Consider the following 24,064-nt stretch of genomic DNA (forward strand, 5'->3'; position numbering starts at 1 on the left):
GGTAAAATCTCTATCTCCATAAGCAAGATTTGGTGGAATTATTATAACTCTCTCTTCCCCTTCACACATATGTGACAACATTATCTCCCAACCTTTAATCACTCTCCCAAGACCAAGTTCAAACTCCATTATATTACCCCTCTCAAGAGAGCTATCAAATTTAAATCCATTTAACAAAAAACCCTCATAATCTACTCTTACAATATCACCATTCTTAGCACATTTACCATTTCCCTGTTTTATTACCTTATATAAAATACCACTCTCATCTTTTTCAAAATCTTTGCAATCTCGATCAATTATTTCAAATTGCCAAGCCATATGTTTTTCATACTCTTTTAATTTTTTTGTTTCATAACTACTCTTTAATTTTAAAAATTCTTCATTATTAACTTTAAAAGAATTTGCATGCTCTCCAACACGAATTATCTTTACTCTCTCTATTTTATCTCCAAGACTTATGCTCCTCACTGTTTCCATTCCCTCAACCACCTTACCAAAAATTGAATGCTTAAAATCAAGATATGTAAGATTATCTGCAAGAGTAATAAAAAACTGACTTCCATTAGTATCAGGACCTGCATTAGCCATAGAAACAACGCCTGCCTCATCATGCCTTACACCTTTAGTAAATTCATCAGGAAATACATAACCAGGACCTCCAGTACCAGTACCAGTAGGATCACCTGTTTGAATAACAAACCCATCAACAACCCTATGAAAAATAAGATTATCAAAATAAGGTTGATTTGTAACAGAATTTTCAATAAGACCTTCACTAAGACCAATAAAATTCATCACGGTCAAAGGAGCAATTTTATAATAAAGTTTAATTTTTATAGCACCTTTATTTGTATCAATTAAAGCAAATATTCCATGTTCTTCCATTAAATTTTTCCTTTTGCTAGCACAAGCGACTAGCATTAAAATCAAGATAAAAAATAATAAATACTTATTCACAAATTTATCCCTTAAACTAATATTTAAAGTAACTCTACTAATACTAATTGTACTATTATTTTGAAAAAATTATATAAACCCACTAGAAATTTACAATGGTTAAGTAATACTATGTATTAAGAAAATTCATAAAATTGGACTTTATAGATGTTAAACATTAATGATGAACTTTTGGTAAAATTTTGTAATTTTATATATGATAATAGTGGTATACGTTTTGATGAAAAAAATAAAATTGTATTAAAAAGTAGAATTAATGATGCAATACATGAACTTAAAAATATCAATACACCACAACAACTATACGAATTAATAATTTCAGACAAATTTAAAAAAGAGTATTTCTTAGATCTAGTTACTACAAATTTAACAAGATTTTTCAGAAATGAAGCCCATTTTAAAACTTTTGAAAAATTCATAATACCACAATTAATAAATATTAAAACAAAAGAAAATAAAAATAGAATTGTTATATGGTCTGCAGGATGTTCAACGGGAGAAGAACCATATTCATTAGCATTTGTTCTTAAATACCACATTCCAGAAAATTTTGAATTTATTATTATAGCCTCTGATTTAAGTTTAAAATCGTTAATGATAGCAAAAGACGGACATTACTCTAGCCAACAATGTGAACATATTCCAGCAGAGTATAAAAAATACATTAAGCCTCACATGGATGGTTATAAGGTAGTAAATGACATCAAAAAACACATACGATTTGATTATCATAATTTAAATTTTGAAAGTGGATTTTCCAATATAGACGTCATATTTTGTAGAAATGTACTCATATATTTTGACGAAAAATCACAAATTAAAGTCTTGAAAAAATTTTATTCTTCTATGGCTATGAAGAGTTACTTATTTATCGGACACTCAGAATCACTCTTTGGGCTAAATCTTCCTTTCAAATTTTTAAAGACACCTTGGGCTATAATATATGAAAAGGATGATGAGAGTGTCCCTAATGAAAAAAAATTTTCATTCCAAAACAAATACAAACTATAATTTCATGCAAGCAGACCTATAGGAGCAAATAAAAAATGAGAATAACAATTTACGTGCTCATTATTGATTCTTCGTCTGTTAATAGAAAGGCTATATCGGATATAATAAATTCCTCATCAAAACTTAAAGTTATTGCAACTGCAGCCAATGCAGACTTTGCATTAAAAAAATTAAAACAAGACCCAGATGTAATATTACTAGGCCTAGAAAAAGAAACTATCAAAGAAATTTCCCTCATACAAAAAAAGCAAAATATCAATAATAAAATTCCCGTCATTATACTATCATCCAATAAAGACCTTGCAATAAATGCTCTACTACAAGGTGCTGATGATTTCATAATAAAAATTGATAGTAAATTAGACAAAATAAAAGATAAAATTATTGATTTACTTACAATTTATGGAAATAAGAGTATAAAAAACAAAATCATAACCAATATTAATTCTAAACCAGAAACATACACACCGTCACAAAATGAAAAAAATAAAAAAAATAACCTAAATATAATAAACATAAGAGAACATAATTTTAAAAAAACAAACACTAAATACATAATAACAAGTCTTAATCAAAAACAAATAATAAATGACCAAGATTTAAAAAAACTTAAAAATAGAAAATTTGAAATGGTAGTTATTGGAATATCCACAGGAGGCCCTGCAGCATTAAAAATAATTTTATCAGAAATTTCCAAAAACTTTCCTATTCCAATAGTAATTGTTCAACATATGCCAAAAGGATTTACTACAGAATTTGCAAACAATCTTAATAAGATTTGTAACTTAACTGTAAAAGAAACAAAAAACAATGAAATACTTCAAAAAGGATGCATATATATAAGTTCTGGAGGATATCACACAAAAATAAACAAAATAAACGATAATTATCAAATAGAGGTTTTTGATGCGGAAAATGTCAACGGACACAAACCTTCTATAGGAGTACTATTCAAGTCAATATCAGAAAACGTAAAAGAAAAAGTCATAGCTCTCATAATGACTGGAATGGGAAATGACGGTTCCAGAGAAATTGGAGATATTAAAAAAGCTGGGGGCGTAACTATTGCACAAGATGAAAAAAGCTCAGTGGTATTTGGAATGCCAAAAATTGCAATAGAAGAAAATAATATAGACTATATAGTTTCAATAGGTCATGTGGTAAAATTATTAGAAACCATCCTTCTTGATGGTTAAATTTTTAAAGACAAGGATAACTTTTGGAAACCGCAAAAGAAAACACAAAAGACTACTTTTCACATGTAAGTACTCTTGACATAGATCATCATAAAATATATGTATTAGGAACAGCTCATGTATCAAAAAAAAGCTCACAAGACACTGCTAATTTGATTGATATATTAAAACCAAATTTTATAGCGGTTGAACTTGATGAGGCACGCTACCATGCCATTCTACAAACAGACGAAAATGAAAAATGGCGCAATTTGGACATATATAAAGTAATAAAACAAGGAAAAGCCTTTTTATTAATAGTACAAATTATTTTAAGTAATTTTCAAAAAAAATTAGCAAAAGAACAAGGAATTAGTCCTGGTGAAGAAATGAAAACAGCCATTTTAAAAGCCAAAGAACATAACATACCTTTAATACTTGCAGACAGAAAAGTTGAGACAACTCTAAAGAGAGCTTGGAATTGTGTTCCAATTTTTGAAAAAACAAAAATAATATCAAGCCTGTTTTCATTCTCAGATATCAAAGTCACAGAAGATGAAATTGAAAAACTTAAAGAACAAGATGCTCTATCAAATATAATGGAAGAACTTGCAAAAGAAATTCCCACTGTAAAAAAAGTCTTAATTGATGAACGAGATGAATTTATAGCAAGTAAAATACTTGAAGGATCTGGCACAATTCTTGCTGTTGTGGGAGCTGGCCATGTAAAGGGAATAATAGAAAACTTAAAAGAAATTCAAGATACTAAAAAAATTATTAACATTGAAGAACTAAACACCATACCTAAAAACAATTTCTCAATAAGCAAATTGATATCCTACTTAATAGCTATCTCGATTATTATACTAATAGCAAGTTCATTCTACTTTAAAGACTTTGAATTTGCCTATAAAAATTTAAAAATCTGGATAATATGTAATTCTGTATTTGCAGGCATTGCAGCTATTTTATTAAGAGCCAACATTATTACTATACTAACAGCATCAATTGGTGCTCCAATATTTTCTTTAATGCCATTTATTGGGACAGGTATGGTAGCAGGACTCGTTGAAGCATATATAAATAAACCAAAAATAAAAGATTTTGAAAGCTTACAAGAAGATTTACATAACATAAAAGGATATTTTAAGAATAAAGTTACAAAAATCTTATTAATAGTGTTTTTTGTTAACATTGGATCTGCAATTGGAACAATTGTTGGATTTAAATTCTTGTTAAATATCTTCGGTTAAATATCAAAAATAAAAATAAAACTATACAGGAGTTACATTATGAAACTTGTCTTTTTAGGCCCTCCAGGTTCTGGAAAAGGTACAATTGCAAAAATTCTATCAAATGAACTAAATTACTATCACATTTCAACAGGCGATTTGTTTAGAACAAACATAGAAAATGATACACCCCTTGGAAAAGAAATCAAACAAATAGTTGAAAATGGACAATTAGTACCCGACTCAATTACAATTAAAGTCGTTGAAGACAAAATCAATACTATTGACAATAGGGATAATTTTATTCTCGATGGATTTCCCAGAAATATCAATCAAGCCATAGAATTAGATAGGTTATTAGAAAACATTAAAATAATAAATTTCTTAATTGACGAAAAACTTTTGGTTAAAAGGCTTTCTGGAAGAAGAATATGCCAATCTTGTTGCAAAATATTTAATATATATACACTTCCTACAAAAGAAAAAGAAATTTGTGATTTTTGCCAAGGTATTCTCTACCAACGCAAAGATGATACAAAAGAGTCTTTAAAAATTAGACTTCAGGAATATAATTTGCAAACAAAACCATTAATAAATTTTTACTCAAACAGTAATAGACTTAATAATATAGACGCATCAAAAAATATTAATGAAGTACAAAAAAACTTAATGGAGATAATATCAAAAATTGAAAAAAATTAGTCTAAAATTATAATCAAAACAATTTACTTTATTTAAAGAAATAAACTATAAAGAAAAAAAATTAAAAAGGAAAAAAATCTTATATAAGCAAACGGTATTATATGTTAAAAAAATTGTTAATAATATTAATATTTTTACAAACTGTTTCTACCTATTCAGAGGAAAAAACAAAAGAAAATTTTTTAACAACAAAAGAAAATTCAACAACAAAAGAAAATTCAGAAACAAAACAAAATTCAGAAACAAAAGAAAATCAAACGCGATATTTTTATATTGATTTCCAAACGGCTTATTATCCACCACATGCACTTGGAACTTCAAATAGTAAATTTTCTCCAGGTTTTATAACCCCAAAATTTAAATCGACAGACCCAAGCAAACAGATTGAACCTAGCTCGTGGGGAAGCGCAAAATTAATATCACATTTTGGAGGCCATAAATTTATCCCATTAAAAAATAATCCCGACTCAATTTTCTTCAAGAATAATGGAATAGACCTTGATATCAATATTGGACTATCACCTATCCTAGCACTATCCCATATAAAAATAGGAATTACTCCTATTTCATTTTTAAATATATACACAGAATCTGAATTTGGAATAGGTTGGGAAGCATTTGGATTTAAAGGCATTGGAGTACATCTTGGTAATGGAAAATATTCAAGTAAACCTGAATTTTACTATGAATTCATTACAGGAGGTAGGCTACAATTTGATCTAAATTCAATCCTTGATGGAGAATGGACACATGTTATAACAGTAGTTGGAAATAATATAAAATTAAGATATAACCCTCACGCTAATAATAATCAACTCTGGAAATATAAAGCTGATGAAGGTAAAAATATAAATGGAACCATAATAAATCCTTATGCACTCTTAGCATACCAAATGCCAATGCCCCTTAATTTAGTTGGATTCTTATATGAAGGTCAAACATATATTGGAAATGCAAGATATGTGAGAACAATGCAAGATAAAGGATGGGGAAGTGACTTCTTTTATCACAATTTTTCCTTAATTGCCAAAATTCAAGTTATAGAAAATTTAACATTAGACGTACTATTTAAATTTTCAACAGCACCTTCCTATACAGAAGATACAGTAGGATTAGCTGATATCACAAAAAAGGTAAGCACAAACAATTCGTATGTTTATTATGACTCTATTGGATTGTCTTTAACTTATAAAATTTAACTTCTGTTTTAATGATTAATATTTAAATTGATTACGTCCCGAAATTTTAGCTTCATATAACTTATCATCAGCAAGTTTAATAATATTAGTAAAATTGGAATCTTGCGGAACTTGTTCTGCAAGTCCAATTGAAACTGTAACAAAATGAGAAATATCACTATACTCATGAACTATTCCTAAATTTCTAATATCCTCAATTAAAAAACTAACAATCTTAATCATTTCTTCTAAACTTTTATTGACAGAAAATAAAATAAACTCCTCACCACCATAACGTGCAACATCTATCTTATATTTAATAGCAATCCTATTTAAACTTTTGGCTATTAATTTAAGACATTCATCACCATTGGTATGTCCATAATTGTCATTATATTTCTTAAAATAATCAATATCTAACATTCCCACAATAACATTATCTTGATGTTCTAATGCTTGCATCCAAGATTTAGCAAATTTATCTGTAAAAAACCTTCTATTAGGAATTTGAGTTAAGCCATCAATTCTTGAAAGATTTTTAAAATAATCCCTAAGCCTTTTAAGTTCAAGATGAGTCTTAATTCTGGCATTAATAATCCTTCCATTAAAAGGTTTTAAAATATAATCTACACCACCAACATTAAATCCTTCAAGTTGTGCATCAGTAGAATTTCTTGAACTTATAAATATCACAGAAATATCTCTAGTCTCAGGATCATTTTTAAGTCTTCTACAAACTTCATAACCACTAACATCTGGAAGTAACACATCAAGAAGTATCAAATCTGGTTTATCAATTTCCACCTGTTTCAAAGCATCAAATCCATTTAGCGCAACTCTAATATCATAATTATTTTGCAAAATATCTAGTAACAAATCTAAATTTGTAGGGGTATCATCTACAAGTAATAATTTTTGAGGTTCAATAGCAATTTCATCAAAATTATCTAGAATTATACCTTTCATCACGATTTCTCTATCCTATTATGACTCATCATACGTTTGATAATGTCAATACTTTCCTTAAAATTATATACCCTTAAACATTCAACAAGAGAATCAAATAACACAATATTATCATCATCCCAATGATATTTTTTAAGGGTTTCAAGAATTTTTCTATATTCTTTTGGATTTCTATTTTCTATCTCATTTAAAAGTTTTTGCATAATAATTAAAAAGTCATCGTTACTTTGAAATTCTAATTTTTCATAATCATCAATATCAACAACATTTAATATTCGATCTCTTATATTTTTAACAAGCATAATCAAATTTTGACGTGCTTTAGAATATAGTACTCTTAATTCCTCTATTGAATCTGTACCATTTTCAATTTGTTTAAAATCATCAAATAAATTACTACGCATATTACCAAGAGCACCTGCTATTGAATGTGCCAACTCTTTTACTAATACCACATTATTTAAATTAAATGCCTCATCCAAATCACGTATAATATTATCACTCATGACAACAAAACCTCTACATAAATCAATGTACATGTCATACGAAATATCCAAATCTTGCAAAGCACGATTAATATCCAAATCATCCAATTTATCTAAATTTTTATATTCTATAATATTATTATTCTTAACCTCATCAATATATAAATATTTTTTTAATATGCATTTAATCGACTTAATATGTATAGGTTTTGCAAGATAATCATTCATTCCACTCTCCAAACACCTATCTTTATATTCCCTTAAAGCATGTGCAGTAACAGCTATTAACACACATGAATTTAAATTATTTTGTTTTTCATATCTTCGTATTTCTTCAGATACTGTAAATCCATCACATTTTGGCATTCTTATGTCAACAAAAGCAATATCATATCTATTGGTTTTTAAATAATCAATGGCCTTAAAACCATCATCCACAATATCTATAGAATCTTCTCTAACGCCTATAACAATCAAAATATTTTTTAAAATTTTTTGATTAATCTCATTATCTTCGGCTATCAATACACAAATATTATCCTTAATCTTAAAAGTCCCAGAATCATCAATTAATGGAGCATCTCCAAGTGAACCATTTATAATCCAATCAGAATAAAAATCCCACCTTTTAAAAGGTTTTTGAATATATTCGTATTTAAAATCAATGATCTCTTCATTCTTTAAATAATAGAACACAAATACTATTTTTGCATCTAAATTTAATTTTTCAAGCCGTTCAGCAAATTTTAAACACTTTTGTAAATCCGCATTATCAACATTTATAAAAATAAAATCATAATAAGGATATTTAGAACACTCTTCATAAGCATCCTCATAAGAATAAAAATTACGTACGTTATCCTTATAATCAAGGATTTCACTTATTTCATTTAACAAGACAACGGCTTTCTTACTTGAAAATAAAGTTAAAACCTTTTTATTCCTAATCAATTTAAATTTACTTTTCTCTTTATCCTTAATTTCATTACCTAAAACAAAAGGCAACATAAATGAAAAAGTTGTCCCTTTGCCCACCTCACTCTCAACAGTAATACCAGGACCACCCATTAAACTGACAAGCTTTCTAGATATTGCAAGTCCAAGTCCCGTTCCTTCATATTCTTTTGCATCAAAGTCATCTCCCTGTTTGAATAATTCAAATATTACGGGTATATTTCTTTTTTTAATTCCTTTACCAGTATCAATTACTTTAAATTCAATGGTAAAAATTCTATCACCATTATCACCTTCTCTAGTACATATAATTTCATAGTTTATAATTATGATTCCTTCCTTAGTAAACTTAAAAGCATTGCTTATCAAATTAATAAGTACTTTCTTAAGTCTAGACCTATCTCCTATCAAATAATTATTTAAATCTGATTTTGAATAAAAAATTAAATCAAGATTATGTTTTGCGCTTTGAGACTGAAAACTTTTTACAACTTCTTCAATCTCATATTCTAGATTTATTTCATTATTTTCAATATATATACCATTCATATCGATTTTAGAGATATACAATATTTCATCAATCAAAGAAAGTAATGAAGTAGATGAATAATTGATCATTTGAACATATTCTTTTTGAACACCTAAAAGATCTGTATTATCTAGAAGTTCGGTAGCTGCTATTATGCCATTAATGGGAGTACGAATGTCATGACTCATACTTGCTAAAAAAATAGTCTTAGCAACAATAGCATCTTCAATAACTTTTTTTTCACTAATTACAGAAGAATACATTTTTTTTCTAAATCCTATTTCTTTCAATAATCTGAATAAGAAAAACATTAAAATAGTTAAAACAAAAAAAACAATCGTTAAGACTAATATGCCAGATTTTTTTAATTTCATGTCTTTAGAACTTTCATGAACATTAAATACCCAATCATCAAAATATAATTTATTATTAACATTTGTTCGGAATAAAATTTTTTGTATAATTCTTCTTAAAATATAATCTTGATTATAAACAGCAATATTCAAATTAAATGATAAATCCGACACATTAACAATTTTTTCAAGATCTCTAACATTTAAATCTGCAAAATTAATAGTAGCAGTATACTCATCACTAAGAATTCCATCAACTTTTCCCTTGTATATCAAATCCAAAGCCTCTTTAAAACTCTCTACTTGTACTAATTGTGCTCCTATTTGGGTTTCCAATTTATTAGAATATAAAAAGTTAAGCACTGCTATACGATCAGATGATTTGGGAATAAATAAATTAGTTTTTTGTGAAAAAATATATAAAGGAATTCCTGAAACTGATTTAATATTAAAAAAATAATCTAAATTTGCACTATCCAAATTAGAAGACAAAATATCTATTTGACCATTCTTAATTAAATCTTTGAGTTCCCGCTCACGTACATTAATAATATTAAAATCCACATTTGTTAATCTTTTTATCTTTTTAATTAACCATTCATTTATTCCCTTATAACGACCAGAATTTACATAATCAACAGGATACCAATTCTTAACAGCAAGATTTAATTTTTTATTGTGCTCCAACCAAATTTTTTCTTCAATATTAAAATTACTGCTATTTACATGGCTATAACAACTACTTTGATAATCTTCAATCTCATTTTGAGTAAACCAATTTTTATCTATCTCTAATAAAGTATCAAATAAGATATTTGATGTTAATGCATCTAGCATATACGAAAACAACTGCAATTTGCGAATATTACTAGCTAATATTAAAGGTTTTTGCACGTTAAAACTTAAATCTTTAAATTTTAATATATTATTATACCCATGCAACCTCAATAGATAATTTGTAGTAATTGAATTTTCTATAAAACCATATGAATTATTTATTATATCTGCAAAATTATTAACTATGTCTGTATTTTTATCTAACCTTATACCACTTAAGTGAAAATCAACAATTTGTGAATTTAAGATTTTATCACTATTTCTAGAATTCGTTAAGTAAAAATTAAAATCAAGCATACATATTGGATCTGTTACTTTATAGATTTTTGAAGTCAAAATATTATTATCTTCAATAATACCACCCCAAACAGATATATCTTTATCATCCAGACCCAGTTTAATACTTTCCTTTGGAAATCCTACAAATTTTAAAGAAAAAGTATATTCTCTAGAGAGATCATTCCATAAATCAACTAAAATTCCTGATAATTGACCCTTAGAATTAATAAAACTTAGAGGAGGATAATCATTATATATTCCAACATCAAGATTAAATAAATAATCTAACTCTTTAAAAGAAGCATATTCACTTTTAGAGAGAGCTTTCATATAACTTAATAGATCAATATCTAAACTCTTCAATTCATTAACAGCCTTTTTACTAATAGCAACCCGTATGCCAAAACTATAAAAATAGTCAGAATTAAATACCTTTAAAAAAGATGGATCAAAATAAATATGCCATAAAAAATACAATGATTTGTAACTTCCATATATTAGATCAATTTTGTTATCTCTTAATGCTGAAAATAACTGTTGTGTATCTGAGAATGAAAAAACATTATCAATATGACCATGCAACTTCAAAATATCTTTATATATGCTATTTTTTACAACTCCTACACGAAATTCTTTTGAAAGAAATGGATTTGTAATTTTTTGATTTTCCTTTGAATTATAAACCAATGCCGTTACACATTTTCCAATTTCATTTTTAAAATACAGATGTTCACTTAAATCAGAATTATATGTTAATCCCAAATAAACCACATCATCTTCTATTTTGCTTTGATCAAGATAATCAATGGCCTCTACACTAATTTCATAATGATGATCCTGTGCCCATTTGTTAAGAAGATAAAAAATCATACCAGTCATCTTACCTTCTTTATTTTTGTAATATAAAGGATAATATTGATCTACAAGCTTAAATTTTAGAGTTTGTTTGGCCGACAAACTAATATAAGAAAAAAAAAGTACAAATAAAAAAATTTTCAAATTGCGCATAATTATGCTACTTACATGTTTAAAAATAAACACTAACAGTACAATAAAACGAAAAAAACCCTGGCAATAACTTACTCTCCCGCGAACTCGCAGTACCATCAGCGAATAAGAGCTTAACTTCTGTGTTCGGAATGATAACAGGTGTTTCCTCTTTTCTTTAATCACCAGGGTATTTACAGGAAGACAAAAATATGGTCAAAGATTCGGGTAATTAGTATTAGTCAGCTTAATATATTACTATACTTACACTTCTAACCTATCAACCTGGTATTCTTCCAGGACCCTCTAATAGGATATCTAATCTTGAGGAAGGCTTCCCACTTAGATGCTTTCAGCGGTTATCCCTTCCGAACGTAGCTACCCAGCACTTACCCTTGGCAGGATAACTGGTAAACCAGAGGTTCGTCCATCTCGGTCCTCTCGTACTAGAGATAGAGCCTCTCAAATATCCAACGCTTGTGGCAGATAGGGACCAAACTGTCTCACGACGTTCTGAACCCAGCTCGCGTACCGCTTTAAATGGCGAACAGCCATACCCTTAGGACCTGCTCCAGCCCTAGGATGCGATGAGCCGACATCGAGGTGCCAAACCCTTCCGTCGATATGAACTCTTGGGAAGGATAAGCCTGTTATCCCCGGAGTACCTTTTATTCGTTAAGTGACGGCGCTTCCACTCGCCACCGCCAGATCACTAAGACCTACTTTCGTATCTGCTCGACTTGTCAGTCTCACAGTTAAGCTACCTTATGCCTTTACACTTACAGAGTGATTTCCAACCACTCTAAGGTAACCTTTGCGCACCTCCGTTACTCTTTGGGAGGCGACCGCCCCAGTCAAACTACCCACCTGGCACTCTCCTCATATCACTATGAGTTAGAAACTTAATTAAACAAGGGTGGTATTTCAAGTGCGACTCCACTATCCCTAACGAGATAGCTTCAAAGTCTCCCACCTATCCTACACATATTTAACCAAACCTCAATACCAGGCTATAGTAAAGGTTCACGGGGTCTTTCCGTCTAACCACAAGTAATCGGCATCTTCACCGATACTTCAATTTCACCGAGCTCCACGTTGAGACAGCGTCCAAATCGTTACACCATTCGTGCGGGTCGGAACTTACCCGACAAGGAATTTCGCTACCTTAGGACCGTTATAGTTACGGCCGCCGTTTACTGGGGCTTAAATTTAATGCTTTGCTTTGACACTAACATCTCCTCTTAACCTTCCAGCACCGGGCAGGTGTCAGTCCCTATACTTCTCTTTACAGATTTGCAGAGACCTGTGTTTTTGGTAAACAGTCGTTTGGACCATTTTTATGCTACCTAATCTCTTAGGTCATACTTATCCCGAAGTTACGTATGTATTTTGCAGAGTTCCTTAACGTGGATTCTCTCGCGCGCCTTAGAATTTTCATCCCACCTACCTGTGTCGGTTTGCGGTACGGTCCCTTATAGCCTAACCTTAGAAGTTATTTCTTGGCACCTTGACTACCTACATTTCATGTTGCCAAAACAACACTCATCATCACATCTCAGCTCTTTTAGCGGATTTGCCTACTAAAATCAACACCTTAATGCTTAAACTAGGACTACCATCGCCTAGCAGTAGTTAACCTCATGCGTCACTCCAATCGAAACTATAAGAGGTACGGGAATATTAACCCGTTTCCCATCGACTTCACTCTTCAGCTTTGCCTTAGGGGCCGACTAACCCTGGGAAGACGACCTTCACCCAGGAAACCTTAGGTTTTCGGCGAATGGGGATCTCACCCATTTTTTCGTTACTCATACCTGCATTCTCACTTCTGATACCTCCATCAAACTTCTCAGTTTAACTTCACAAGCTTACAGAACGCTCCTCTACCATTCTAATTAAATTAGAATCCAAAGCTTCGGTAATGTATTTAGCCCCGTTACATTGTCGGCGCTCAAGTACTCGACCAGTGAGCTATTACGCACTCTTTAAAGGTATGGCTGCTTCTAAGCCAACCTCCTGGCTGTTTACGTACCTAAACATCCTTTTCCACTTAATACATTTTTGAGACCTTAGCTGTTGGTCTGGGTTGTTTCCCTCTCGACCATGGACCTTATCGCCCATAGTCTCACTCCTATTCATCATACAATAGCATTCGGAGTTTAACTGAGTTTGGTACCCTTTGACAGGCCCTAGCTCAATTAGTGCTCTACCTCTATTGCACTAAAATAAGGCTGAACTTAAATCCATTTCGAGGAGAACCAGCTATCTCCGAGTTTGTTTAGCCTTTCACTCCTATTCACAGCTCATCCCTGCCTTTTTAAACAGACTAGGGTTCGGCCCTCCACTTGGTTTCACCCAAGCTTCAGCCTGGCCATAAATAGATCACTCGGCTTCGGGTCTACCACATCTAACTAAATCGCCCGTTTAAGACTCGCTTTCGCTGAGGCTCCAGCACTACTATGCCTTAACCTTGCTAGACATGATAACTCGCAGGTTCATTATGCAAAAGGCACGCCATCACCATGAATATATCATGGCTTTGACTGCTTGTAAGTCTACGGTTTCAGTTCTATTTCACTCCCCTCCCGGGGTTCTTTTCACCTTTCCCTCACGGTACTCTTCACTATCGGTAGCTTTATAGTATTTAGCCTTGGAGAGTGGTCTCCCCAGCTTCAGACAAGGTTTCTCGTGTCCCGTCCTACTTAGGAACATCTTTAAGAAGATATTTATATTTAAATTACAGGGCTGTCACCTTCTCTGGCTAACTTTTCCAAGCTATTCTTCTATATAAATATTTTGTAACTTCTCAGCTTATTGCAGACTAAGCTCCAAGCGTCCTACAACCCTCTAAATGCAACGCTCTGCAGCTTGACACATTTAAAGTTTAGGCTACTCCCCTTTCGCTCGCCACTACTTAGGGAATCTCTTTGATTTCTTTTCCTCAGGGTACTTAGATGGTTCACTTCCCCTGGTATAGCCTCTACCACATAAGCAGTAGATAATTAGCATCTAACTAATTGGATTACTCCATTCGGTAATCTTGGGATCATAGAATGTTTGCTTCTCCCCCAAGCTTTTCGCAGCTTACCACGACCTTCTTCGCCTTAAAGCTCCTAGGCATCCACCATAGACTCTTTATTACTTTGACCATATTTTTATCTTCCATCTCTAACTTGCCAATCGTTTATACAACATAAAATAATATATACTGTTAATTGCATCATAAGTAAATACCATTATTACACAATGTAACAAATCATTTGTTTAAGATTAAAAAAAGAATAAAAAAAAATTAATTAATATCAATATCAAGATCAAAAAATTCTATTAAAAATTTTGCAACTCCATCATTATCATTACAAAATCTTGTAAGCTCATTATTTGGCAAACTACTCTTAACACGATCATGTGCATTTTTCATTAAAATACCCTTACCAACATTTTTTAACATTTCATAATCATTGCCATTATCACCAAATGCCAAAATAGAATCAACGCCAATGCACTCACACAAAGAAATATTTTTAATAGCATTATATTTGCTAGCATCAGAATTTGTAATTTCAAAAAGATCATTAGCAGAATAAAACATACTTATGCCTTTAAAATTTTTCTCTCTAAGAGTATTTGCAAATTCTTCAAGCCTCAGTAAATCATGAGAATAATAAACTATCTTAGAACAAGAATTTATTTTAAGATCAGATAAATCAGTAATAATTGGTTTTATTCCTAAATTTCGAATAAAATGATTCATAATTGGACTTCTAATCTCTCTATCAGAATACCAATCATGAAGATCATAAAGATTAATATCAATACCTTCTCTGTCTACCTTAAAAATTTCTCTTACTATACTATAATCAATACTACATCTTAATAAAAGATCATTATTTAAGAATACCTCAGATCCATTAGCTGTTACAATATAACCCTCATTAATTCTTAAGTCTTGAAGTTGAAGCAAAATATCCCTAATTTCATATAATCTTCTACCAGTAGCAATAATTATATGAAAATCATCTCTCAACCTTAATAAAACCTTAAGAGTTAATGGGGTAATTTCATGCTTACTATTAAGCAAAGTCCCGTCAAGATCAAAAACCAACATCTTATACTTTTCATAATTGGCATTCATTTCAATATCCTCTTTTAAAATAAATGATATCACATCAAATTTACGAGGCATAGTTTTGCCTTGAATTAAATCAATAAAAAAAATATAATTATTATGTTTACAAAGGTTAAAAATAGAGAGTTAAATGTAAAGATTAATGAGTGATAAGATTTCAACTCTGTTTACAGAGAAAAAAATAAAAAGTAAAATCAAAGAACTAGCTCAAAAAATTAGAAATTATTATAAAGACAAAAATAATGTGGTTTTTATATCGCTTCTTAAGGGTTCTTTCATGTTCTTTGCAGATATTACAAGAGAAATTGGACTTAACGTAAAAATAGATTTTTTGCAAGCCTCAAGTTATGGCAACAAAACCCTATCTTCATTAAACGTGTTGATAAAAAAAGACATTGAAATTAACATAGAAAACTGTTATGTAATAATATTTGATGATATCGTAGACACTGGACTTACATATAAAAAAATAATTGCACACTTACAAGCTAAAAAACCCAAAGAAATCAAAATTTGTACGCTTTTCAACAAACCATCTAGAAGACTCACAGAAATAAAAATAGACTATACAGGTTTTGAAATTCAAAATGATTTCATCGTAGGATATGGTATTGATTTTAATGAAAAGCATAGAACTCTTAGAAGTGTAGCAAAAATAAATCAATAGGAGATAGGAATGGCAATTTATGCAGTTGTTGGAACTCAATGGGGTGATGAGGGGAAGGGAAAAATTATAGATTTTCTCTCATCAAAAATAGATTATGTTGTAAGATTTAACGGAGGAAATAATGCCGGTCACACAATAGTTGTAAATGACAAAAAATTCATTTTCAATCTATTACCATCAGGTGTTTTGCAAGGAGCAAAATGCATACTAGGACCTAGTGTAGTAATTGATCCACTCATTTTAATTCAAGAACTTGAAGTACTCAAAAATAATAATATCAAAACAGAAATATTCATAAGTGATAAAGCACATATAATAATGCCCTATCACATTAAATTTGATGAACTTAGTGAACAAAAAAAAGGTATCCATAAAATTGGCACTACAAAAAAGGGCATTGGCCCATGCTACGCTGACAAAATAAACAGAATAGGAATCAGAACTATTGATTTACTAAGCACAGAGATTTTTGCAAACAAATTAAAGACAAATTTAGAAGAAAAAAATCAAATTATAGAAAAAATATATAACGATAAACCCTTAGACTATGACGATATTTTAAATACATATAAAAAATATATAGAAATACTCAAATCTTTAATTACTAATACAGAAAAAATATTACATCATGCCATAAATTCAGAAAAACACATTCTAATAGAAGGAGCACAAGGCACAATGCTTGATATTGAACATGGAACATTTCCATTTGTAACTTCAAGCAACACATTAATTACAGCAGCAGCAGGATGTGGTATTCCCATATCAAAAATTAAACAAAAAATTGGCATAATAAAAGCATTCTCATCAAGAGTAGGATCCGGACCTTTTGTAACAGAAATATCAAACTCTATTGGAGATATAATTCGAGAAAAAGGACAAGAATACGGTTCAACAACAAAAAGACCAAGAAGAATTGGCTGGCTTGATCTCTTGACAATAAAAAAAGCAATAGCTCTTAATGAACTAAATCATCTAGCACTAACAAAATTAGACATATTAAATAATATAGAATCCCTTAAAATTTGCACAGCCTATGAATTTCAAGATAAAATATACGACTATATACCTACTTCTTGCGAAACAATTGAAAAAGTTAGACCTATATATAAAGTTTTTAAAGGATTTAAAGAAGATATTAGCAATATTAAAAATTATGATGATTTACCTATTGAAGCTAGAGAATATATTGAATTTATAGAAAAAGAAGTAGGTATTCAAATTTCAATTTTATCTGTTGGGTCAGAAAGAGAAAAAACAATTTTTAGGAATCAAGAATGGAGCAATATTTAAACCCATTAAAATCAAGATATGCAAGCAAAGAAATGCTCTATATTTTCTCACCTAAATTTAAGTACACCACATGGAGAAAATTATGGTATAACTTGGCTTTGGTACAACAAGAATTAGGCATAAACATCAATAATGATCAACTTAATGAACTATCTAAACAAATTGAAAACATTGACTTTAAACTTGTAGAAAAATACGAGAAAAAATTCCAACATGAAGTTATGGCACATCTTTATGCTTATGCTGATTTAGTTGGAGAAGATGCTAAAAAAATTTTACATCTTGGTGTCACAAGTGCATATCTGATGGATAATACAGACTTAATCCAAATCAAAGAAGCTTTATTATTAATTGAAAAAAAATTAACAGAAATTATTATAATATTAAAACAATTTTCAATAAAATATAAAGATCTAGCAACACTTGCATATACACATTTACAAGAAGCACAACTAACAACTCTTGGAAAAAGAAGTAGTTTATGGCTTCAAAGTCTAATTTTTGATTTTAAAGAACTTAAATTCATACTTTCAAATATGTGTTTTAGAGGAGTAAAGGGAACAGTTGGTAATCAAAGCAGCTTTAAAGAATTATTTCTCTCTAATTTCGACAAAGTAAAAGATCTAGATATTAATCTCGCAAAAAAAATGGGATTTGAAAAGGTTTACAAAATAACCGGTCAAACCTATGATCGAAAATTTGATTCATCAATCCTGAACTTTTTAAGCAACCTAGCTCAAAGTGCCCACAAAATTACAAATGACATCAGATTTATGCAACATCTTAGAGAAATTGAAGAAAATTTTGAAAAACATCAAATAGGCTCATCAGCAATGCCTTATAAAAGAAATCCCATTTACAGTGAAAGAGTAGCTTCACTTGCTAAATTCATAATAAGTCTACAATCAAGTGGTGGACTTATAGCAACAACTCAATGGCTTGAGAGAACCCTAGATGATTCGGCTTGCAAAAGACTAAATATTCCTCAAGCATTTTTAGCTACTGATGCTATTTTGATACTACTCAATAAAATATTTAGCAATATTAAGGTAAATGAACGAATAATTGAAAAACATGTTCAAACAGAAATGCCATTTATATTAACAGAAGATATACTAATGAAAGCAACCAAAAATGGCGGTGATAGACAAATCTTACATGAAAAGATAAGAACTTATGCAATGCAAGTAAAGGAAAATTTATACTTAGGAAAAAATGAAAACAATTTAATTCAATTAATTCTCAATGACAAAAGTTTTAAGTTAACATCCAAAGATATAAATGAAATATTAAATCCAAATCAAAATATAGGATTTGCACCATCTCAAGTTGAAGATTTTATAAAAGAAATAATTGATCCCATTATCAAAAATCAATAACCAAGTTAATATTTAGAAACAAATTTATTACCCTTTATATAAAATCTCCAAAGTTTATTTGCATACTCTTCACCTGCATAATGAACATTTATTCTCTTTGCACATACAATTTCAAAATTTAAAGATAAACTCTTCCTTAAAAATAACTTACTATCATTAAGTAAATCTATTTTGTTAAAGTTTAAATCTATATTTAAAAATTTAGTCAGTTTACCAGGTCCATTAGTAAATATCCCATCAATTTTTGGAGAAATAGGCTCAATTCCTCTTATTAAAACAGCATGAGGATCATCTTTCTCAGATGCCACAACATTTAACATATAATGCATACCATAGATCATATAAATATAAGCATATCCCCCAACATTATACATAGCACTAGTACGATTTGTTATTTTACCACCATAAGCATGACAAGCCTTATCAATAATACCCATATAGGCTTCTGTTTCAACAATTCTTGAAATAATCTCTATCTCATTTATTTTTCTAACTAATAAATGTCCAAGCAAAGATCGAGCCACAATAACAGCATCTTGCATAAAAAACTCTCTATTCATTAATACAATTCTAAACAAAACAAAAACCAAATTCAAAATTTATCGTAATGAAAACATATATTAAACAACAATCCAAAAAATAGCATAAATCATAATAGAAAAATAAACCGTATATTGACAAACCTAATAAAGTTCAATAGAATCTTAAAGGGTAAGAATATTTTAGGGGATCATAGCTCAGGTGGTGAGAGCGCAGGTCTGATAAACCTGAGGTCGGAGGTTCAACTCCTCCTGGTCCCAATTTAATAAGATTCGTTTAAAAAAACATCCAAATATTTAAAGAAATGTCTTAAACTTAGTGATTTACAAATCCTAAGCCCATATCTTTAAAGTCAAAATTTATTATAACGAATGCAAACAAAAAATGAAAAAACAAAATCAAATTAAGATCACTTATCATGACTTTCCATACGTAAACAACCGTACTTAATTAAAGACATAATAAAAAACACATTGTCTAGATAATAAAATTAGAATGGTTTTTAACAATTTTAAATTTAGATACAACTAATATAGCCTTACTTCTAATTACAACCTCCATTTATTCGACCTAAAATAAATGGAGGTTGAGGGACTCGAACCCTCGACCCTCGGCTTGCAAAGCCGATGCTCTAGCCAACTGAGCTAAACCCCCAAAAATAGTCTTAGAAAAGACAAAGGAAGAGTTAAAACATAATTTACATTTCATAATTTACCTTTAAATAATACCTTTCTCTTAGAAAGGAGGTGATCCAGCCACACTTTCCAGTACGGCTACCTTGTTACGACTTCACCCCCCTCACTAAACATACCTTAGATACCTTCCTCCCTTGCGGGTTAGAATAATAGCTTCGGGTATCCTCAACTCGGGTGGTGTGACGGGCGGTGTGTACAAGGCCCGAGAACGTATTCACCGTATCATTCTGATATACGATTACTAGCGATTCCAACTTCATGAAGTCGAGTTTCAGACTTCAATCTGGACTGAGACCTGCTTTATGCGTTTTGCTTCACATCACTGTTTCGCATCGCTTTGTACAGGCCATTGTAGCACGTGTGTAGCCCAGGACATAAGGGCCATGATGATTTGACGTCATCCTCACCTTCCTCCGGCTTATCACCGGCAGTCTCGTCTGAGTCCCCATCTTTACATGCTGGTAACAGACAATAAGGGTTGCGCTCGTTGCGGGACTTAACCCAACACCTCACAGCACGAGCTGACGACAACCATGCAGCACCTGTATACAGACCCCAAACGGGGAATAGTTATCTCTAACTACATCCTGTATATGTCAAGCCCTGGTAAGGTTCCTCGCGTATCATCGAATTAAACCACATGCTCCACCGCTTGTGCGGGCCCCCGTCAATTCCTTTGAGTTTCACTCTTGCGAGCATACTCCCCAGGCGGCACACTTAACACGTTAGCTTCGGTACTAACCTCTCGATTAACACCAAGTGTGCATCGTTTACAGCGTAGACTACCAGGGTATCTAATCCTGTTTGCTCCCTACGCTTTCGTGACTCAGCGTCAGTCTTGACCTAGAAGTTCGCCTTCGCCTCTGGTATTCTTCCTGATATCAACAGATTCCACCCTTACACCAGGAATTCTAACTTCCCCTATCAGACTCTAGTCATGCAGTTTCTAGCATAGCTCCACAGTTGAGCTGTGGTATTTTACGCACAGACTTGCATATCCGCCTACTCACCCTTTACGCCCAATAATCCCGAACAACGCTCGCCCCTTACGTATTACCGCGGCTGCTGGCACGTAATTAGCCGGGGCTTATTCATAAATTAACGTCATCACCTTGTCATTTCCTACAAAGCTTATTCCTCATTTATAAAAGAACTTTACAATCTTTCGACCTTCTTCGTTCACGCAGTGTCGCTCCGTCAGGCTTTCGCCCATTGCGGAAGATTCTTAGCTGCTGCCTCCCGTAGGAGTCTGGACCGTATCTCAGTTCCAGTGTGACCGTTCACCCTCTCAGGCCGGTTACTTATCATAGCCTTGGTAGGCTCTTACCCTACCAACTAGCTAATAAGACGCAGACTCATCTACAAGCGAAGCTTTAAAGGCTTCCTTTCATCAATTGACATCTCAACTGACCTTATTCGGTATTAGCTACTATTTCTAATAGTTATCCCCATCTCATAGGTAGATTATCCACGCGTTACTCACCCGTTCGCCACTGAATGTATTGCTACATCCCGTCTGACTTGCATGCTTAAGACGCACTGCCAGCGTTAGTTCTAAGCCAGGATCAAACTCTTCGTTATTTTTATTTCTAATTTAAAAAATTAACAGGTTATGTATTTTATTTGGCTTATTAAACCTTACTTAACTCTTCCCTTCTCTTTTCTTCCAATTTATAATATCAACTCCTACTACTTTATAACATACTTTATTCTTTGTCAATACTTAATCTTTATTTTTTATATCATTATTTCAAAGGAAATATCATCATAATAAATAATTTTCCTATATTTGCTTAATAGATTAACTATATCAAATACATTCAATATTAAAAAATGTTTAAATTTTCAAGAAAGAAAAATTTCATAATTAAAATTAAACCTTAGTTTCAAATAACATCTATTTTAGTAAAAAATAACGCAACTAAAACATCCAAATCAATTACCTAATAATCTTGAATGATTGATACTAACAATTCAACACATTTACAATTTTTTTATACTTACTTTAATCTTTGTCATAAAAACAATTTATAAATAAAATCATATAATGCTCCTATTTATAAAAAACTACAATAATATTAATTTTTAGACTTTCTACTAACTAAAATCGTAAATTCTCCTTTATCTTTATTATGCTCTTCAAAATATTTTTTCAATTCCAAAGGTTTTCCAACTTTATATTCTTCATATAACTTAGTCATTTCACGACCAACAAGAACATTGGCATTTAAATCTACTAAAGAAATTTCAGACAATAATTTTAAAATTCTATGACTAGATTCAAGCAAAATAAATGCATCTCCTCTATGATAAAGTTCTTCAATACGCTTTAACCTTTTAATTCCTTTATTTGACAAAAATCCTTCAAATACTATGACTTTATCTCTAAAAGGATTAACACTAATTACTGTATTAAAAGAACTAATACCCGGAATAGGACAAATTTTATATCCATTTTTAAATGCTGCATCAACAAGCAAACTACCAGGATCACTAAGACAAGGGGTTCCTGCATCACTAACAAAAGCCACATTGCTTCCACTAGACAAATAACTTAATAATAAATCAATTCGCTTATATTCTGTTATAGCATTACAAGAAATTAACTTTTTAACAATACCATAATGAGATAAAAGTCTCCTAGCAATTCTTGTATCCTCAGCAAATATAACATCAACCAACTTTAAAATATCAATTGCACGATATGTAATATCACCTAAATTACCTATAGGCGTTCCCACAATATATAACACATGCTCTCCTTAAGAGTTTAAATATCAATCTACAAAAAAACAAATCACCTTAATATTGTCTAATAATAATATTTAATACTCAATGGGATTTAATGCAAAAAAATTGCATACAACTTAAATCATCCATAAAACACTTGACACTGCAATAAAAATATTTAGTTTTTATATACTCATATAAGAAAATATTCATTTTTATGTTATATTTATATTATTACTTAAATTTCACAACTGAAAACTAAAAGGCGGTAAAGTTTTATGTTAAAACTTATTAAAAAGATATTTGTAATCTATTTTTTATGCATCACACTTGCTGGACTTGCTATGGTTTTCATTGACAGTAAATTTTCTGAAAAACAAACAATTCAAGATGAAAAAAGTCAAATTGTCAAGCACACAATAAGTCCAAATTTAATTATGCTTACTTCTGCAGTTGGCGGGTTTTTAGGAACCTATTCGGGAGTATGGCTTTTTAATTATGAAAAAGACAACTTTTACTTAAGCTGGGGAAGTTTATTAATATTAATATATAACATAGGATTAATAATTTCTATATATTCCAAAACAAAGGAATAAATAAATTCAAAAATTACTCACAATAATTCCTCTTTTAATAAGATATTTATAAACTTCTTCTGGATTTTCCAAACTCTCAATTAAGTTTTCAGTCTTATCATTTATCCTTTCTACCAGCTTTTTAAAGCTTACCCTTATTCCTCTACTTTCTAAAAAGTCTTTAGCTGGTTGTGAAATAACACCTGCTTGAACATTTTGAAGCCCAATATTATAAATAATAACAGCGGCCGCCTTGCCTACAATTTTATCATAAATCTCTAAACCTTCTTTATTTTGAATATACTTATTAATAAAATTATCAACCTCTAAAAGGGGCTTTAAACCTCTCTCCATATTAGAGTAAAGTATTCTATGCTCTTTAAATAACCTCAATGTAGGATTTAAACC

16 protein-coding genes, 2 tRNA genes and 3 rRNA genes are annotated in these 24,064 nt (G+C 30.7%); 10 read left to right on the forward strand and 11 right to left on the reverse strand.

Annotated elements, in window-relative coordinates:
• The coding region (locus tag BN1173_RS02075; protein WP_246040029.1) for a peptidylprolyl isomerase at positions 1-888 on the reverse strand (888 nt) is incomplete at its 3' end.
• Between the two features lie 219 nt (positions 889-1,107).
• Here BN1173_RS02075 and BN1173_RS02080 point away from each other — a divergent pair.
• The 5 genes from BN1173_RS02080 (at position 1,108) to BN1173_RS02100 (ending at position 6,279) form a co-directional block, all read left to right on the forward strand.
• Positions 1,108-1,971 carry a CheR family methyltransferase gene (locus tag BN1173_RS02080; protein ID WP_014696275.1) on the forward strand — a complete coding sequence of 288 codons (864 nt, stop codon included), beginning with the start codon at positions 1,108-1,110 and terminating at the stop codon, positions 1,969-1,971.
• A 35-nt stretch (positions 1,972-2,006) separates the two neighbouring features.
• A complete protein-coding gene (locus BN1173_RS02085) occupies positions 2,007-3,167 on the forward strand; it encodes a chemotaxis protein CheB (RefSeq protein ID WP_040236326.1) in 1,161 nt (386 codons plus the stop codon).
• A gap of 23 nt (positions 3,168-3,190) precedes the next feature.
• Positions 3,191-4,399: a TraB/GumN family protein gene (locus tag BN1173_RS02090; RefSeq protein ID WP_040236328.1), complete on the forward strand. Its 1,209-nt coding sequence runs from the start codon at positions 3,191-3,193 to the stop codon at positions 4,397-4,399.
• A gap of 39 nt (positions 4,400-4,438) precedes the next feature.
• The gene (locus BN1173_RS02095; protein WP_012538172.1) at positions 4,439-5,080 is read left to right on the forward strand and encodes an adenylate kinase; all 642 of its coding nucleotides are present in this window, start codon (positions 4,439-4,441) and stop codon (positions 5,078-5,080) included.
• 101 nt (positions 5,081-5,181) lie between these two features.
• Entirely contained in the window at positions 5,182-6,279 is a 1,098-nt protein-coding gene (locus tag BN1173_RS02100) for a hypothetical protein (protein ID WP_040236330.1), read from the forward strand.
• Positions 6,280-6,294: 15 nt separating this feature from the next.
• Here the strand turns inward: BN1173_RS02100 and BN1173_RS02105 are convergent, their stop codons facing one another.
• The 5 genes from BN1173_RS02105 to BN1173_RS02125 all read right to left on the reverse strand — a co-directional run bounded on the left by BN1173_RS02105 (position 6,295) and on the right by BN1173_RS02125 (position 15,783).
• Entirely contained in the window at positions 6,295-7,224 is a 930-nt protein-coding gene (locus BN1173_RS02105) for a diguanylate cyclase (protein WP_014696280.1), read from the reverse strand.
• Entirely contained in the window at positions 7,224-11,669 is a 4,446-nt protein-coding gene (locus BN1173_RS02110; protein WP_040236339.1) for a response regulator, read from the reverse strand. The genes BN1173_RS02105 and BN1173_RS02110 overlap by 1 nt, the downstream gene beginning before the upstream one ends.
• A gap of 58 nt (positions 11,670-11,727) precedes the next feature.
• Positions 11,728-11,838: ribosomal RNA gene (rrf, locus tag BN1173_RS02115) — 5S ribosomal RNA — on the reverse strand.
• Between the two features lie 22 nt (positions 11,839-11,860).
• Positions 11,861-14,797: ribosomal RNA gene (locus BN1173_RS02120) — 23S ribosomal RNA — on the reverse strand.
• A gap of 143 nt (positions 14,798-14,940) precedes the next feature.
• Positions 14,941-15,783 carry a Cof-type HAD-IIB family hydrolase gene (locus tag BN1173_RS02125; protein WP_040236341.1) on the reverse strand — a complete coding sequence of 281 codons (843 nt, stop codon included), beginning with the start codon at positions 15,781-15,783 and terminating at the stop codon, positions 14,941-14,943.
• A gap of 136 nt (positions 15,784-15,919) precedes the next feature.
• Between BN1173_RS02125 and hpt the strand changes: the two genes are divergently transcribed.
• Genes hpt through purB form a run of 3 tightly spaced genes read left to right on the forward strand, consistent with a single transcriptional unit; the run spans position 15,920 to position 19,116 of the window.
• Positions 15,920-16,444: a hypoxanthine phosphoribosyltransferase gene (gene hpt / locus BN1173_RS02130; protein WP_014696283.1), complete on the forward strand. Its 525-nt coding sequence runs from the start codon at positions 15,920-15,922 to the stop codon at positions 16,442-16,444.
• 9 nt (positions 16,445-16,453) lie between these two features.
• Positions 16,454-17,737 carry an adenylosuccinate synthase gene (locus tag BN1173_RS02135; RefSeq protein ID WP_040236332.1) on the forward strand — a complete coding sequence of 428 codons (1,284 nt, stop codon included), beginning with the start codon at positions 16,454-16,456 and terminating at the stop codon, positions 17,735-17,737.
• Positions 17,722-19,116: an adenylosuccinate lyase gene (purB, locus tag BN1173_RS02140; RefSeq protein WP_025400723.1), complete on the forward strand. Its 1,395-nt coding sequence runs from the start codon at positions 17,722-17,724 to the stop codon at positions 19,114-19,116. Before BN1173_RS02135 ends, purB begins: the two co-directional genes overlap by 16 nt.
• A gap of 5 nt (positions 19,117-19,121) precedes the next feature.
• Here the strand turns inward: purB and BN1173_RS02145 are convergent, their stop codons facing one another.
• Positions 19,122-19,676 carry a DNA-3-methyladenine glycosylase gene (locus BN1173_RS02145; RefSeq protein WP_025400724.1) on the reverse strand — a complete coding sequence of 185 codons (555 nt, stop codon included), beginning with the start codon at positions 19,674-19,676 and terminating at the stop codon, positions 19,122-19,124.
• A gap of 166 nt (positions 19,677-19,842) precedes the next feature.
• Here BN1173_RS02145 and BN1173_RS02150 point away from each other — a divergent pair.
• Positions 19,843-19,916 (forward strand) — tRNA-Ile (locus BN1173_RS02150).
• Positions 19,917-20,236: 320 nt separating this feature from the next.
• Here BN1173_RS02150 and BN1173_RS02155 read toward each other — a convergent pair.
• The 3 genes from BN1173_RS02155 to rsmI form a co-directional block, all read right to left on the reverse strand.
• Positions 20,237-20,310, reverse strand: a tRNA-Ala gene (locus BN1173_RS02155).
• 85 nt (positions 20,311-20,395) lie between these two features.
• Positions 20,396-21,932 (reverse strand): 16S ribosomal RNA (locus tag BN1173_RS02160).
• A gap of 497 nt (positions 21,933-22,429) precedes the next feature.
• A complete protein-coding gene (rsmI, locus tag BN1173_RS02165) occupies positions 22,430-23,104 on the reverse strand; it encodes a 16S rRNA (cytidine(1402)-2'-O)-methyltransferase (RefSeq protein WP_014696287.1) in 675 nt (224 codons plus the stop codon).
• Between the two features lie 255 nt (positions 23,105-23,359).
• Here rsmI and BN1173_RS02170 point away from each other — a divergent pair, with 255 nt between their 5' ends.
• Positions 23,360-23,677, forward strand: coding sequence for a hypothetical protein (locus BN1173_RS02170; RefSeq protein WP_040236334.1), 318 nt, complete (start codon positions 23,360-23,362; stop codon positions 23,675-23,677).
• Positions 23,678-23,683: 6 nt separating this feature from the next.
• Here BN1173_RS02170 and BN1173_RS02175 read toward each other — a convergent pair.
• A partial coding sequence (locus tag BN1173_RS02175) for a DUF1893 domain-containing protein (protein WP_082020242.1) occupies positions 23,684-24,064 on the reverse strand: 381 nt, incomplete at its 5' end.

This window comes from Borrelia crocidurae (assembly GCF_000825665.2).
GTDB lineage: Bacteria > Spirochaetota > Spirochaetia > Borreliales > Borreliaceae > Borrelia > Borrelia duttonii.

Excerpts from the sequence above, each read along its gene's own strand:
- BN1173_RS02100 (WP_040236330.1), top strand. The coding sequence starts at position 5,182 with ATGTTAAAAAAATTGTTAATAATATTAATATTTTTACAAACTGTTTCT.
- BN1173_RS02110 (WP_040236339.1), bottom strand. The coding sequence starts at position 11,669 with ATGCGCAATTTGAAAATTTTTTTATTTGTACTTTTTTTTTCTTATATT.
- BN1173_RS02135 (WP_040236332.1), top strand. The coding sequence starts at position 16,454 with ATGGCAATTTATGCAGTTGTTGGAACTCAATGGGGTGATGAGGGGAAG.
- BN1173_RS02170 (WP_040236334.1), top strand. The coding sequence starts at position 23,360 with ATGTTAAAACTTATTAAAAAGATATTTGTAATCTATTTTTTATGCATC.
- BN1173_RS02125 (WP_040236341.1), bottom strand. The coding sequence starts at position 15,783 with ATGAATGCCAATTATGAAAAGTATAAGATGTTGGTTTTTGATCTTGAC.
- BN1173_RS02080 (WP_014696275.1), top strand. The coding sequence starts at position 1,108 with ATGTTAAACATTAATGATGAACTTTTGGTAAAATTTTGTAATTTTATA.
- BN1173_RS02105 (WP_014696280.1), bottom strand. The coding sequence starts at position 7,224 with ATGAAAGGTATAATTCTAGATAATTTTGATGAAATTGCTATTGAACCT.
- BN1173_RS02095 (WP_012538172.1), top strand. The coding sequence starts at position 4,439 with ATGAAACTTGTCTTTTTAGGCCCTCCAGGTTCTGGAAAAGGTACAATT.
- BN1173_RS02085 (WP_040236326.1), top strand. The coding sequence starts at position 2,007 with ATGAGAATAACAATTTACGTGCTCATTATTGATTCTTCGTCTGTTAAT.
- purB (WP_025400723.1), top strand. The coding sequence starts at position 17,722 with ATGGAGCAATATTTAAACCCATTAAAATCAAGATATGCAAGCAAAGAA.
- BN1173_RS02145 (WP_025400724.1), bottom strand. The coding sequence starts at position 19,676 with ATGAATAGAGAGTTTTTTATGCAAGATGCTGTTATTGTGGCTCGATCT.
- hpt (WP_014696283.1), top strand. The coding sequence starts at position 15,920 with ATGAGTGATAAGATTTCAACTCTGTTTACAGAGAAAAAAATAAAAAGT.